The following is a 14,633-nucleotide window of genomic DNA, read 5'->3' on the forward strand; positions in this document are numbered from 1 at the left end:
AAAAGGGCGATGGGAGGAAAAACGCCGGTACGGGCATACCGGCGCGTAAAGACGATCAGTCAATGGTCATAATAATGGATATATTGCCGGTAAAAGGCCCTGCTTCCACCGGCCCGGTGGTTTCCAGTGTGCTTTTCAGCAGTGCGTTTGCTTCATAATCACCGCGCACAAAAACAGGCACACCACCGCCGGACGCGTTCAGCGGATAGCCGTTCAGTGTCAGTTTGCTGTAGAGGTTATTTTTCAGCTTCAGGCGGGATTCGGTATCACTCACCGAGTAAATCCGGACGGTGGCATCTTTGCTGCATTTCATTCTCAGGTACTGGCTGGCCTGGTCACCGTTAATTTCATTATCCGGAATCCGGCCGTGATCGAGAATGGCGCTCGGATAGTCAGCAGTAAAACTGCAAATGCCGCCCGGTGGTGGCGCCACGCCGCAGACAGAATCCGGATACATATAACCGTTACCGGCGGTCGGGCTGCTGGTTAAAAAGAGGGTCACGCATTCGTTACGGATAACATCACCTTTGTGATTGGTTTCACCGTCAAACGGCAGTCCGCCGAAACAGGTATTATATATATAGTTATAAACGGCAGTAGCATCCGGCAGTGTCATCAGGTTCATATTCCGGCAGCGTCCCTGAAATTCGCTGTTATTACGGGAGGATATACCGCCCCGGTCTGCGTTTGTGTGGCGGTGATTAATATTGGCGTAACATTTTTTTGTCAGACCCACTTTCACACAAGGATGCACGCTGCCCGCAGGCGGCGGAGTCCAGGCGGTAATCCGGTAGTAATAATCGATATCCTTCGGCTTACCTTCCGACCGGATAATGTAGCTGTACAGCGTCGCCTGCGCGGGCAGTATAAATAAAAAGAGTGTGATCAGCACACTGATATAACGGAAGATCCTGGTCATACCGGCCTCAGAAATAATCGATAGTCAGAAACGCGGTGGAATTAAACGCGCCGTACTTAATGGTTTTATCGGCTTTTGCTTTCGGGTCAACCTGCAGAAACGCGGTAAAACGGATGTTGTTCTCGCCGTTTCCGGCAATGGTCATGGCGTCGGAAAACTGATTCAGCGGGATCAGCGGAATAGTATCTGTCCGCACGCCGATAGAAAACCCGCCTGCGTCACTGGACGGATCCAGAGCGAGATAGGATGGCATATCCGGGGTGCCGGTCCCGGTGAATTTAACCTTAAAGCGGTTCATATCCGTGGTATCACAATCAGACAGGATCAGAGAAAAGGATTTGTGCACCTCAGTCCCTTCATACAGATCCGGCAGGGAGACATCACTGAAATCCACCAGCATATCTTTATTTTCCGGCAGCAGCGTACAGGGGTCGTTAAACAGTTCCCCTGTCACCCGCAGATTATCGGCAGCATGGCTTGCCGGGATAAAGGCGGCGGAGAATGCCAGTGCGCCGCTGAATAACAGACTGAAAGCAGCAGGGCGGTTCATCAGAAATACTCCATTGTTACAGTGCCGGTGCCGCTGAAAGCGCCGGGCGTGACGTCCCCGTCCGGGTTTTTGGTCAGCACAATGGTTAATGTCAGATTGCGGCTGTTTACCGGGTGTGCTTTGCCTAAATCCAGTTTTACCCCGGCAAGTTCAGCGGTAAAGCCCAGATTGTTCTGGTTGGTTTTCACCAGTTTGTTATTGAACTGTGCCCGCGGCCCGTCAACGGTGAGGAAATATTTGAAATTCTCTGAGTCCTGCTCACAGACAAAGGGGATATCCACATCTTTGCGGATATCTGACTTTTCCAGCGTTTTTATCTGGATACGCTGAAAATCAACCAGGATTTCTTCGTTATTATTCACTTTACAGGGCGGCGGCGGCTGAAGCCTTCCGGTGATCCGGATTTCAGCAGAACTGTGTGCTACCCCTGTAGCGGCATACACCGGCAGAGCAAGGCAGGACAGCATCAGGGGTGCGATTAAATGTCGCATCACAATTCCTTATTCATAATCGATATGGATAGTGGCCGTGGCACTGAATTCACCGGCGGGCAGTTTTACTGCCGGTTTCTTTGCCAGGACAACCATAATGCCGGGTTGTACCGGATACTGAATGGTCATTTTTTCATTCAGCGGCATCAGCTTGTCATCTGCCAGAAATTTCACCGCCAGATCACTGACACTGGTGGAAAGATAGCGGGAATCGACGGAGGATGAGGTGCCGGTGATATACAGCTTCATGGCGCGGGCACGGTTATCCTGACACTCTATCCGGTAATCCAGTTTTTCGCGGTAATTGTCGTTGTCTATCCGGGTGGTGGAGACATCCTTAAAATCAATCAGGATATTATCGCCCTGATTAATTTTGCAGGGTGCGATAAATATCTCCCCGCGGACATACACATCGATATAGGTGTAAGAACCGCCGGAGACCATCAGCGGCAGGCACAACAGTGCTGCGCAGCCGGTACGGAAAAGCATGGTCAGTGTCATCGGCGGTTCCTCCTGTTCATTATTTGCTGTCTGACTGTACGGTACAGCTGCTGCCGGCACAGCTGAATTTCAGGGGTTTGGTATCACCGTAGTCATTGACGTAATAAATAACCGGCGCGTTACCCAGCGCAGGTGCACTGAAAGAGGCGGAGGCTTTCGGTGATACCATCAGCGGCTCAAATTTCACTTCTTTTCCGCCGGTGGCATCCAGACGGGTGACCGACAGATGGTATGGCGTGGTGTTTTCAATGGTGTACTGCCCGCCGTTCTGCGACAGACGGATGCCATCCGCACCGGCGATTTTTTCCATCCGCTCCTGAACCTGAATCGCTTTCGGACGGTAGAACAGCTTGATCTTGGTTTGCAGGGCGATTTGCAGCACGTTACTTTTCTCAACGGCCGGCGGAATCTCGCGGACGTTCAGATAAAAGACGGATTCACGGTCAGCCGGTAGTGAGGCGGCTTCCGGAGAGAGCTGCACTTTAATCTGGCTTTTGCTGTTAGGCTCAATCCGCTGCACCGGCGGAGTAACAAATACCGGCGATGTGATTTTCTGTCCGGTGCTGTTCTCAATCCAGGACTGCGCCAGATACGGTTTGCTGAGGTGCTCATTGGTGACCGTCAGCGGTACGGCTTTATCACCTTCGTTATAAATAACACGGGTTCTGTCGAGTGCGATGGCGGCTCGTGCGGTTACCGGAATGGCAGCCAGGGTGGTCAGTGCAGCGCAGAATAAGGTGGTCACTTTTCTCATGTCAGGGTTCCTTACGGATTTATCTGTTAATTCTGTCAAATACAAACCGGTGCTGCCGGATTTACTGGCATGGCAGCAGCATAGTAAACTGAACGTTATCATCCTTTATTTCCGGGATCCGGACAGTACATTGTGTCTGCCCGTTCCAGGCCACCGTCAGCGTCTGGCCCGATTGTATCCCGGTCAGGTAAGCTGAACCGTTATCAGCAACAATGCCGATCTCCGCATTTTTGTCATTCATGACAGAGGCGCCGAATGGCGGATAAGTATTATCATTCATAGCAATAATACCCATGATTTTATAGCCTTCGACAACATTAAATTTCCGGTAACCGATCGCTCCGGAGGTTAATGTTGCCTGCTGTACGGATGTCAGCGCTTCGGCATTATCCGGCATGGCATCGAGATCAAGAGACAGCTGACCGCGCGAGTAGGCTGTCGCGGTCGGGATAATCGCTTTGCCGAAGGTATTGGTCCGTACCGCTTTGCCGGTACCGCGCACATCAATATCCGGTGTGCCGCTGGTATCCACCAGAATGCGCGGAGCCATACTGTTGCCGCTGCGGTGGAATGCCGCGCCTTCACGGGTCAGGGTAAAGCCGCCGCGTGACTGACCGGATACTGTCATCACATTATCCTGAATATAGGTTCCGCTCAGTGAAAGGTAGTTATTCCCTCCTTCATTGGTATAGAAACCGGCCAGATTGACTTTACCGTCGCCTTCACCGGCAGACAGTGAATAGTTACTTGAATTATCAATATCAGTGTAATAGTTAACGTTATTACTGTGAGAGTTCTTATTGTAACTGCCGCTGTAGCTGAACATGCCTTTGTTGTCGTCGAGCGGAACAGAGAGACTGGCGTAGATGCCGTTATCTTTTGTCGAATCCGATTCTGTCCGGTAGGCTGACATACTCATACTGAGGTTCTTTTTCTCTCCCCAGTCAAAGTTGCGGGAGAGGGTCATACTGTAGTTGTTGATGCTTGGTTTGTTCCAGAATGTCTGATGGCTGTAGTTCAGATAAACGTTCATGCGCAGAGACGGGAACACTTTATTAAAGATGATGTTATACATCTCTTTACTGCTGTCGGTATTACCGCCGCGGTAGCGCAGATCGACAAACTGGTTCATGGTCATGTAATCCCGCTCCGAGAAGCGGTAACCGGCGAAGGTCAGCTGACTGTTAATGGCATCGAATTCTTTGGAATAGGTGATACTGTAAGAACCGCCTGTTTTATTTTGTTTGCCGGCAACATTCCCCATATCCGCGCGGGAATAGGAGACTTTCGCGGAAAATACCCCGAACGGTGCAATATCCCGGCCTATGCCGAATGATACGTTCTGGTAATCCGTTGCCGCCAGCACGCCGCCGAACAGTGTGGTGTTGTTGTTCATCCCCCAGGAAAAACTCCCTGTTCCGAAATCCGGGCCTTCGGTTTTGTGATCGTCTGACAGCGGTTTACCCGCTGCCAGTTTAAACAGGAACTGGCCGGGGCGGGTCAGCATCGACAGGCGGGATGTTTCGATAGTGAAATGTTGTTCGCTGCCATCCTGTTCTTTAATGGTGACATTCAGTGTGCCGTCACCGATGTAGTTCATGTCACGGATACGGAACGGGCCTTTACTGACCTGCTCCTGATAAATGATACGTTCGCCCTGGCGGATAATTACCGTGGCGTTGGTGCGGGCAACCCCGGCAACTTCCGGCGCATAACCGCGCAGCAGCGGCGGAAACATATTTTCATCGGTTTCCATGCTCAGGCCGATGTAGCGGAAGCTTTCAAACAGTTCGGAGGTCAGATACTGTTCACCGAACATCAGACGGGCACTGAGATCGCGGATGGCACGGTAAGCGTAGATCTGGTTCCAGCGCCAGCGTTTTGAGTGTTCCGCACTGTCGCCGCCGGTTGCCTGCCATTCTGCACGCACACGCCATGCACCGAGATTGACGCCGGTATCACCGTAGCTGACAACATCCGTTTTGCTGCTTTTATCGTTATCACTGCCGGGCTGGTATTTGCTGTACGTGGCGGTGGCGTTATAGTCGAATAAAAATCCGGTGATACCGTCATCCCAGCGCTCCGGCGGATCCCATGACGGATCGCTGTAAGCCATATAGGCCTGAGGGATCAGGATATTGAGTTTATTACCTGCGATATCACCCGTTGCCTGCATATCAGGAATGGTGCGGATATCAAGACACTGTAATTTATCCTGCTCTGTCCAGCCGGCTTTATTCTGCCACTCTTCTTTCATGGCAAGCTGTGAAAATAATTCAGGGGTAATACAGGGAACAGTTATTTCCGGATCATAATCCGGAACGTAAAAAAGAATATTTTCATCACTGGTAATAACATTATTATTCAGTTTTGTAGCCAGAAGATACGTACCCGGCATAACATAATTAGCCCGGCTGAATTTGGAGAAATCAATTTCCTGACTGTCTGCATCTAAAAAGGATGTATTAAAGTTAACGGCTTCTTCCGCAAATGCGGTATTTATCTGAATCGCTGCAACCACAGAAGCTGTTATTATTTTAATTGTTGTTCTGAGCTTCATGAGATATGCCAGCCGCCGCTAATCTATTATGCAGTGGCGGGAGCTGTCCTTGCAGACCACTGCATATATTAAACAAAAACTATTCAGTCACTATTCTGTTATTGATAGAAAATCTGGAAGTTAACCGGGGTATCGAAGTGACCGGTAGTTGCCTGTTCACCGGCAACGGTAGACTGGTTACCTTTCACATACGCAGCAAAGTTCAGCGGAGTGATTTGATCACGGCCTCCGTTCAGGGTGTATTTTTCAGCAGGGAAACGTGAGCCCAGCTCAATAGCTTTACCGGCGCTGTCTGTCAGTGCGATACCGGCATTCTGGATTGAACCCAGACCAACATATTTGGATGTTGCCGTGCCGTCTTTCAGTTCAACGGTGGGTGCAGTGAATTGAATCTGCGCTGTTTTATACGTGCTGGTATCACAGTTTTTCAGTTCGATATTAAATGTTTTGCTATCTGTACGGTAAGTACCGGTGGTCAGTTCGTTACGGCTGATTTCACCGAAATCAACGGTCTGATCCAGGAATTTACTGTCGATAGAGCAAGGCACGTTATTAATAAAGCCTTTGAAATGTACAGTTCCGAGACCGCTTTTTACTTCCGGCGGCTGTACCGGATCTTCTGCCATAGCAGTACCTGCAACAAATAAAGATCCCAGTACAACTGAGAGTAATATTTTCTGAAGTTTCATGTTATTTCCTTTATCAGGGGTATTCGTCAATATTTAAGAATAATCTGTTTTATTTCTATAATTAAATAAATAATTCCGTTATTTATAATTCGAGATTATTTAATAATAATTATGAACAATATTTTTTAGATACCGCAGTATTATCATAATTGTTTATTAGAGTGTCAATTATACGGAGCAGGCTGCTATTTTTTTATATTACGATAACATTTAAATTTAAATATCATTACACATAAATTGAGTGAAATTATATATTGAAGATGAACAAAATCTTTTCATAAATTCGATTAAAAAACAGTGGATTGTCTGGTGTCAAAAAATGAGTGTCTTTTTAGTATACTTCATTAATCGCTATTTATAGCGATAAAGTATATTTAGTTATCATGATGACCTACGTTTAACTACGAATATTAATCTTAATATGTTCATATCAGGAGATAGTCACTATTTACAAAACGTGTTTGATTTTAATTAAATACAAAAGTGATTAGTTTTAGTGGTTAGTTCTATATTAATAATTAATTATGGAGCGTGATTGACTGTTATTAAAATAAGATAGTACAGTTTTATTTATCATTCGTGTATTTTGTGATGCCTGTCATACTCCATATTTACCCTGAGAAAAACACTGTCTTCTGTCCGGGACAAGACTATAGTCTGCATCACAGTTAAGTAAATTTTATTTATTATCCGCTGTGTTTATATACGGATATACTCTGATACCGATGTGTTTTTTAAGTAATTATGTGTGAGCAAGTGCAAAATATTTTTGAGACACGATGAAACAGATTTCCGGCCAGATAAGAAAATCACAAAAAAATAACAATCATGTAACGTAATAAGGTGCTTGCCGGTCAGTTTTACTGCTTTTATCTGCGTTCTCTGTATTTGTCTGAAAAACAGCCTGCCGGAGATACCTCTGCGGATGAAACCCGTTTAGTACAACGCAGTTTTCCGGATTTTTGTACCGGGGAGCGGGTGAATAGTCAATATTGTGACCTGTCTCTATATTGATGAAATAATGTGATCTGTATCTGATTTATTCATGTTATCCGTTACAATGATGATTTTTTACTGCCAGTCAAATATTTTGCCATAACAGTGATAAGAAGGTGCAATAAGATGTTCATCTCGGTGATGGTTGAATAAATTCAGTATTAAAACGGGTTTTTCATCATTATATAAAATCATTCTCATTAAAATAAGTGTGTACGGAAATTAAAAAAACAGGAGCCGCTTCACATTATTGACTTATTTGAATATTACTCTTTTTATTTTAATTAAAACCAATGTCACTTATCAAATAATGTTTTTCACAAAATTATATCATTTTGTATCATATTGAAATTTATGAAATTTTATATTAATTAGTAACCCGAAATAAGTAGTTGAGACAAGGTTAATCAATAAATATTAATTTATTAATCTATGGCATGCCTAAAAGGCATGGTTAAGGAATTTTCGGAATATTGTCAGGAAAACAGTCCCGCAGGTAGTATGAATATGGAAAGGGTACGTTTTTATATAAATAAACATGAGTAGTTCTCAATAACAATTCCTATAAAGGTAACACTATGGATATATTAAAAGATAGTAAGTTGCTTTTGGTCAGCTTATTTATCATTCTTCTTGCGGAAGCGATAGGGCAAATTAAAATCAGTCTGGTGATGGTTTTTCCGATGCTCTACTCCATGCTGATGGGTGGTATTATCAGTTTTCCGAAATTTAAAATCCTCAACGAAAAGAACATGGCGCATGCGACCTCTATCATGAGTGTGGCACTGGTGATCCTGATCGCCAAGCTGAGTACTTCCGTCGGGGCCTCCTGGGAAAAAATCATTCAGGCCGGTGGTGCGCTGGTTCTGCAGGAAGTGGGCCACTTTATCGGTACCATCATGCTGGGTCTGCCGCTGGCGATTATGTTAGGCATGGGTCGTGAAGCGGTCGGTGCCACCTATTCTGTCGGGCGTGAGCCGAACATTGCTATTATCGAAGCCAAATACGGCTTAAGTTCACCGGAAGGCCGCGGTGTCATGGCAATGTACATCTGCGGTACGCTGTACGGTGCTGTCTGGATGGGGATCCTCGCAAGTGTGATCGCCGGTCTGGATATCCTCAGTCCGCTTGCTCTGGCGATGGGGGCGGGTGTCGGCAGCGGATCTATGCTGGCGGCGGCGGTTGCCCCTCTGCTGGAACTCTATCCTGACCAGGCTGCGGATATTCAGGCGTTCTCGTCTTCCGCGAACCTGATGTCTTCTGTGTTAGGTCTGTACATCTATATTTTCTTCTCCTTACCGTTTGCGTCTTATCTGTACAACAAGCTGAAAAGAAAACGTGCAACGGCGTCTGCGGATACTGAATAAGGATAACTAATCATGAAAAAGATGACAGAAATAGCCATAATCCTGGTTCTGGTGGTGTTCTTTACCGCACTCGGTGATGCGGTCGGCGGGTCAATGTACGGCCGCGGCGATTTCGGACAGGTGTTCAGCGATACACTGCTGGCAATGACACTGCTGGGCGGTATGTCCTTTGCGGCATACCTGATTGCGATGATCCCGCCGTTAGGCAAACTGCCGGTGATCTTCTGGGTTTCCCTGATTGCCGCCGGTCTGTGCTCACCGCTGTTCCCGTATGACAAAGAAATGATTGCCATGACCGGTAAAGTTTCTATCGCGGTTATCAGTACCACCGTATTGGCCTTCGCGGGTCTCTCGCTGGGTAAAGATATCGATAAATTCAAAGCGATTTCATGGCGCATTATCCCGGTATCACTGGCGGTATTCTCCGGGACATTCTTATTTGCCGCACTTATCGGCCAACTGACGCTCTCCTGGAGTGGCGTTATCTGATCAGAGGGAAATATTCAGCATGACAATGACCAAAGAACAACTGAAAGCCAAAGTCTGCGAAGCGATTGCCGCCCGCAAGGGTGACATTAAAAAACTGGCAGAGAATATCTGGGCAGAGCCTGAGCTGGGTTATAAAGAGACCCGCACAGCGAAGAAAGTCGAAGCAGCATTTGATTCTCTGGGTGTCAGCTACCGTAATCAGCTGGCGCTCACCGGGGTCAAGGCCCGTCTGAAAGGCGGAAAAGGCAGTAAACGCAGTGTCGCGGTGATCGGTGAGCTGGATGCCATTATCTGTGCTGAACACCCTGATGCGGACGACCAGACCGGCGCGGCACACTGCTGCGGTCACAATGCGCAGATTGCCAATATGATGGCGGTCACCATGGGGCTGGTGGATTCCGGGGCAATGGACTATCTGGCGGGGGACGTGGTGCCCTTCGCCGTTCCGGCCGAGGAATATGTCGAGCTTGCTTACCGCAACAAGCTGATCGAACAGGGCAAAATCAGTTATATCGGCGGTAAGCCGGAGCTGATTTCCCTCGGTGAGTTTGATGATGTGGATATGGCAATGCAGATCCACCTGACCAGCGTCAAACCTGAGCGTGATAACGGCTTTATTGAAATCTCGACCACTACCAACGGTTTTATCGGTAAGCTGATTAATTATAAAGGCAAACCGGCACATGCTGCGGCGGCACCGCATATGGGGATTAACGCCCTGAATGCGGCAATGATGGGTATCATGGGTGTGAATGCTATCCGTGAAACCTTTCAGGAGAAAGATTATATCCGTTTCCACCCGATCATCACCCAGGGCGGGGATCTGGTCAACGTGACCCCGAGCGATGTGCGCATGGAAAGTTATGTCCGTGCCTCAAACGTACCGGCGATGATCGATGCCAACGAGCGCATTACCCGTGCGCTGGTGGCGGGTGCCATGTCTGTCGGTGCCGAAGTGGAAGTGAAAGATTTACCGGGCTATCTGCCGCTGTATAACAACGCCGTACTGAATGATCTGTTACAGCAGAATGCGGAAGGTCTGATTGGTGATGAAAACGTCTGGGTTGCCGAGCATATGACCGGCAGTACTGACACCGGGGATCTGTCCCACATCATGCCGGTCAGTCATCCGTGGATTGGTTCAGTGCGCGGCGGGCTGCACGGCAAAGATTATGTCGTTTTTGATGACGATATGGCCTATATCCGTCCGGCTCAGATGATGGCAATGACAATTATTGATTTGCTGTTTGATGATGCCGCCGGTGCGGAAGCCCTGATGGCTGAATATAAGCCGTTGATGAGTAAAGAAGAGTACCTCTCGTTTATCAGTTCCTTTAAGAACTGATCATCCCCCTGAAGGCCCGGAAACGGGCCTTTTTTATCTTTTCCGCTTTCAGACTGACGGCAGGGATCTTTCCGGCGGCTGATGATAAAATAATCATAGCATAAATAAAATGCAGCGATTATTCAGGGAAAGAATGACAACACTATCATTTCCGTTATTAATCTGTCAGTCGCCGCGCCGCCGGGATGATTATCGTCCGGACGATATGCGCAGCGGTGATTTTGATTTACTTCAGCTACGTGATCTGTTGCGGCTGCATGATGTCTCCGCGCAGGTGGATCCCTGGACCATGCGGAAACCGGAAGCAGGCAGTCATCCGCTGCTGATGGGACGAGACTACACGCCGCAGGTTTTTAATCTCGGTGCGAAAGCGACCAGCCGGATACTGTTTGATGAGATGCGGCAGTTATCCTCACAATTCACCTGGTCCGGCGGTTATCCGGGCGTGCTGAAAAAACTGATCACCCATATGCAGAATGCCAATGGCAGGCCGTATCGTGACCGTGCGCTGGATTATGCTTTTCGCGACACGATTCTGGATCAGGATGCACTGAATCCGATGCAGGCGGCAGTGAAGAAAATCATTGGTGCACAGATTGACTGGCAGGGCGTAAAGATCCGCGAAGGGGCTGATTTGCAGCACCTGCTCCGGGAAGGGCTGAATAAAACACTGTTTCCGGCCTGCAACCGCTGGCAGGATCTGAAAAAGGGAGCGCCGGTAATACTCAATGATACCTGGGCGACAGAAATCACCCTGGATTTTCTTCACATCAAACCTCATCACTTCACTGCACAGCTGAGTTATCAGCTTCAGGGACATTTCGGGCTGAGTACCGCAGATATGAAACGGTACAGTGATTCCCGTTTTTTCCGTATCTGGTATGTATTGCAGCGTTATAAAAAATTCGCGTTTAAACCGTTTGTTATTAATATCAGAGCGGTCACGAATATCAGCGGAAAAGCGCCGGGCAGCCGGACAGAAAATAAAGAAAACTAAAAAAGACCCTTTGCGGGTCTTTTTACCGGATATTACCGCCATTATTTCAGCGGCATAATATATTCGATAGCACCGGATTTATTTGCCACCCAGTCATACAGACGCTGACCACGGGTATTGTCTTTATGGGTGTGCCAGTAGAGCCGGCCGCACGGACGTGCCAGCGCCTGCTGCTGTACAAACTCAATCAGCTGCTTACCGATATGCTGGCCGCGTACAGACGGATCCACATACAGATCTTCCAGGTAACAGAACTCTTTTTCCGCCCAGGTGGAGCGGTGATAGAGATAATGCACGAACCCGGTGACGTTGCCGTTCATCCGCGCCACGGCGCAGAACATCGGTTCTTTTTCATCAAAGAAACGTGACCAGCTGGTCAGCGTGACCTCTTCCGGAAAGCTGACGTTATAAAATTCCTGATAGGCCAGCCAGTGCGGCAGCCAGCCCGCATAATCATTCTGTGTGGCAGGCGCCACTGTCACCAGATCCAAAGCGGGTGATGTCATTGTATTATTCATGGTGTTTCCCTCATTATTCTGCATTCTGCTGTAGTGAAGAAAACGCGCGTTTTCCGTGATGTGAAGAGTACGTGTTATCTTGGTTCTTTATAAGATACACTTTTTGTATTTTTAACAGATCCACTTTTCCGGCAGATCACTATGCGAAAATCCGGTACGGCAGCGTTTCCCGAATTACTGACAGGTAACGGGATCATCAAAGATCAGGTGTATCACGCTCTGCGTGAGGCGATCCTCAGCGGCCGCCTGCATGCGGGCAGCAAAGTACCGTCCGGACGGGCACTGGCGGAGATGATGGGGATCTCCCGTAACTCGGTGATTGCCGGGTTTGAGCGGTTGCAGGATGAGGGCTATCTTGTCACCCGGCGCGGCGCGGGCACCTTTGTGGCGGAGAATCTGCCGGATCACGCCATCAGCGGACCGGTGGTATCCCCGGCGGATGCGGCCGGAGAGCAGGTGACTGCCAATATCAGCCCGCTGGCAGAAACATTGCTGTCGCAGCGCGTTGCATCCGGTGCGTCGTCTGATGCACTGTTTATGGTCGGCACCGGATGTGTGGATCTGTTTCCGCATGATGTCTGGGGGCGGCTGCTCGGCCGTGTCTGGCGTCAGTCCCGTTACGCACTGCATGCGCACAGTGAACCGCACGGCTACCCGCCGCTGCGCCGGGCAATCTGTCATTATGTCCGTGCCACCCGCGGATTGCAGTGCGATGAGGATCAGATCCTGATTGTCAATGGCACCCAGCAGGCGATTAACCTGACGGTGCAGACATTGTTACAGCCCGGGGATGAGGTCTGGCTGGATGATCCGGGCTATGACGGTGCGCGCGGGGCGTTTTTATCTCAGCGGCTGACAGTGCGTCCGGTACAGGCGGATGAAGAGGGCATGGATGTGTATGACGGCCTGCGCCGCTGGCCGGACGCGAAACTGGTGTTCACCGCGCCGTCACATCAGTTTCCCGGCGGCGGCACACTCAGCCTGGCCCGGCGCTCGGCGCTGCTCTCCTGGGCGGCAAAGCACCATGTCTGGATCCTGGAGGATGACTATAACGGTGAGTTCCGTTATGCCGACCGTCCGCTCCAGGCATTGCAGGGGCTGGACAGGCATCAGCGGGTAATTTATGCGGGAACGTTTTCCAAAATGCTCTATCCCGCTTTCCGTCTGGGATTTCTGGTCGTGCCGAAAGCCCTGATCCCGGCCTTTGAGGTGGCAAAATATTATGCCGATACCGGCTGCGGCTATCTGGAGCAGGCCACACTGACCCGGTTTATTAATGAAGGGCACTATGCACGTCATGTCCGCCGGGTGCGCAAAGCCTGTTATGAGCGGCGGCAGGCGGTGACGGATGCCATTAATCAGTATCTTCCCGCACTGCTGGCGATTGTCCCGAGCGACTCGGGGATCCATCTGCTGTGCAGGATGAAAAACGGTGTTCCGGCACAGACGGTGATCCGGGCGGGGCGTCAGTGCGGCATGGGTATGCAGCCGCTGGCCCGTTACTGCCGTCCGGATGCACCGCAGGAAGGGGTATTGTTCGGGTTTGCCGCCTATCCGGCGGAGAAACTCACCGACGGCATCCGCCGTCTGGCGGAGGTGTTACAGGCACAGGGCGTGGTGACGGTTTAAAACAGATTCAGTGTCATCATCACGGCGCTGCACAGGATAAGGATCAGCGTGGCATACTGAAAAGCGCGATCCGGCATCCGCGTGAGCAGAATTTTGGTCAGCGGCATGCTGAGCAGGGAACCGGCAAACAGCCACAACGCCAGACGGACATCGGTGTGCCCGTCCTGCATATAGGCAATAGCGGAAGAGCCGGAGAGTAGGGTGGTGACAAAAATAGAGGTGCCGATCGCCTGACGGATATCCATCTTTGCATAGCGCAGCAGCATCGGCAGTACCACAATGCCGCCGCCGACACCCGTTGCCCCCAGCACCACACCAGCGGTGATCCCCGGCAGCAGTAACTCCCGCACTGACATGGCGGTTTCAGCCGTATCCGCCGGTAACGGCGGCGGGAAAAACATCCGCTGAATAAACAGCCACAATGAAAACAGGATCGCCGCCACGACCAGCAGATTAATACTCTTTTCTGTGATCGCCTGCCAGGCCGGTACCGAGGCAAGCCATGTCACCAGCAGACTGGCGCCGAAGGTGGCGGGCAGCATAATTCCCAGCACAATCATGGCGCGCCGGAGCGGAATATTACCGAGCTTGTAGTGCAGCCAGGAGGAGGCGACTTTCATCAGCATGGAGAGAAGATTGGCGGTAGCAACGGCCATCAGCGCATTCATGCCGTAGAGATACGTCAGGATTGGCAGCACTATCACCCCGCCGCCGACACCGGTGGTGCTGATAATCAGCCCGGTTAAGGCACCGGTGATCAGTGTTGTGATAATGGCCATTGTCCTTTCCCCGGCCGGAACAAACAGGGGAGTTATCATACCCCATGGC

At 49.6% G+C, this 14,633-nt stretch carries 14 protein-coding genes; 5 read left to right on the top strand and 9 right to left on the bottom strand.

Features of this window, described 5'->3' with window-relative positions:
- Positions 1 to 55: 55 nt before the first annotated feature.
- The 7 genes from U868_RS0105695 to U868_RS0105725 form a co-directional block, all read right to left on the bottom strand.
- Positions 56 to 919, bottom strand: a complete 864-nt coding sequence (locus U868_RS0105695; RefSeq protein ID WP_025152442.1) for a hypothetical protein — start codon at positions 917 to 919, stop codon at positions 56 to 58.
- Between the two features lie 7 nt (positions 920 to 926).
- Positions 927 to 1,469: a fimbrial protein gene (locus U868_RS0105700; RefSeq protein ID WP_025152443.1), complete on the bottom strand. Its 543-nt coding sequence runs from the start codon at positions 1,467 to 1,469 to the stop codon at positions 927 to 929.
- On the bottom strand, positions 1,469 to 1,960 hold the full coding sequence (locus U868_RS0105705; RefSeq protein ID WP_080694321.1) for a fimbrial protein: 492 nt from the start codon (positions 1,958 to 1,960) through the stop codon (positions 1,469 to 1,471). Before U868_RS0105705 ends, U868_RS0105700 begins: the two co-directional genes overlap by 1 nt.
- Before the next feature lie 9 nt (positions 1,961 to 1,969).
- Entirely contained in the window at positions 1,970 to 2,461 is a 492-nt protein-coding gene (locus U868_RS0105710; protein ID WP_025152445.1) for a fimbrial protein, read from the bottom strand.
- Between the two features lie 19 nt (positions 2,462 to 2,480).
- Positions 2,481 to 3,215 carry a fimbrial biogenesis chaperone gene (locus U868_RS0105715; protein ID WP_025152446.1) on the bottom strand — a complete coding sequence of 245 codons (735 nt, stop codon included), beginning with the start codon at positions 3,213 to 3,215 and terminating at the stop codon, positions 2,481 to 2,483.
- Positions 3,216 to 3,276: 61 nt separating this feature from the next.
- Entirely contained in the window at positions 3,277 to 5,775 is a 2,499-nt protein-coding gene (locus tag U868_RS0105720) for a fimbria/pilus outer membrane usher protein (RefSeq protein WP_025152447.1), read from the bottom strand.
- A 98-nt stretch (positions 5,776 to 5,873) separates the two neighbouring features.
- Entirely contained in the window at positions 5,874 to 6,464 is a 591-nt protein-coding gene (locus U868_RS0105725) for a fimbrial protein (RefSeq protein WP_025152448.1), read from the bottom strand.
- A gap of 1,574 nt (positions 6,465 to 8,038) precedes the next feature.
- Between U868_RS0105725 and U868_RS0105730 the strand changes: the two genes are divergently transcribed.
- The 4 genes from U868_RS0105730 to U868_RS0105750 all read left to right on the top strand — a co-directional run bounded on the left by U868_RS0105730 (position 8,039) and on the right by U868_RS0105750 (position 11,658).
- Entirely contained in the window at positions 8,039 to 8,827 is a 789-nt protein-coding gene (locus tag U868_RS0105730; RefSeq protein ID WP_004241147.1) for a DUF3100 domain-containing protein, read from the top strand.
- Between the two features lie 12 nt (positions 8,828 to 8,839).
- On the top strand, positions 8,840 to 9,316 hold the full coding sequence (locus U868_RS0105735; RefSeq protein WP_025152449.1) for a hypothetical protein: 477 nt from the start codon (positions 8,840 to 8,842) through the stop codon (positions 9,314 to 9,316).
- Positions 9,317 to 9,335: 19 nt separating this feature from the next.
- Positions 9,336 to 10,661 carry an amidohydrolase gene (locus tag U868_RS0105740; protein ID WP_080694322.1) on the top strand — a complete coding sequence of 442 codons (1,326 nt, stop codon included), beginning with the start codon at positions 9,336 to 9,338 and terminating at the stop codon, positions 10,659 to 10,661.
- 133 nt (positions 10,662 to 10,794) lie between these two features.
- Complete coding sequence (locus tag U868_RS0105750; RefSeq protein WP_025152451.1) at positions 10,795 to 11,658, top strand: DUF3289 family protein; 864 nt, start codon at positions 10,795 to 10,797, stop codon at positions 11,656 to 11,658.
- 41 nt (positions 11,659 to 11,699) lie between these two features.
- Here the strand turns inward: U868_RS0105750 and U868_RS0105755 are convergent, their stop codons facing one another.
- Positions 11,700 to 12,176, bottom strand: a complete 477-nt coding sequence (locus U868_RS0105755) for a GNAT family N-acetyltransferase (RefSeq protein ID WP_025152452.1) — start codon at positions 12,174 to 12,176, stop codon at positions 11,700 to 11,702.
- A 141-nt stretch (positions 12,177 to 12,317) separates the two neighbouring features.
- Between U868_RS0105755 and U868_RS0105760 the strand changes: the two genes are divergently transcribed.
- Entirely contained in the window at positions 12,318 to 13,805 is a 1,488-nt protein-coding gene (locus U868_RS0105760; protein WP_025152453.1) for a PLP-dependent aminotransferase family protein, read from the top strand.
- Here U868_RS0105760 and U868_RS0105765 read toward each other — a convergent pair.
- Complete coding sequence (locus tag U868_RS0105765; RefSeq protein ID WP_025152454.1) at positions 13,802 to 14,584, bottom strand: sulfite exporter TauE/SafE family protein; 783 nt, start codon at positions 14,582 to 14,584, stop codon at positions 13,802 to 13,804. The genes U868_RS0105760 and U868_RS0105765 overlap by 4 nt on opposite strands.
- Between the last annotated feature and the right edge of the window lie 49 nt (positions 14,585 to 14,633).

The organism is Morganella morganii H1r, from assembly GCF_000633515.1.
In the GTDB taxonomy this organism is placed as follows: Bacteria; Pseudomonadota; Gammaproteobacteria; order Enterobacterales; family Enterobacteriaceae; genus Morganella; species Morganella morganii_B.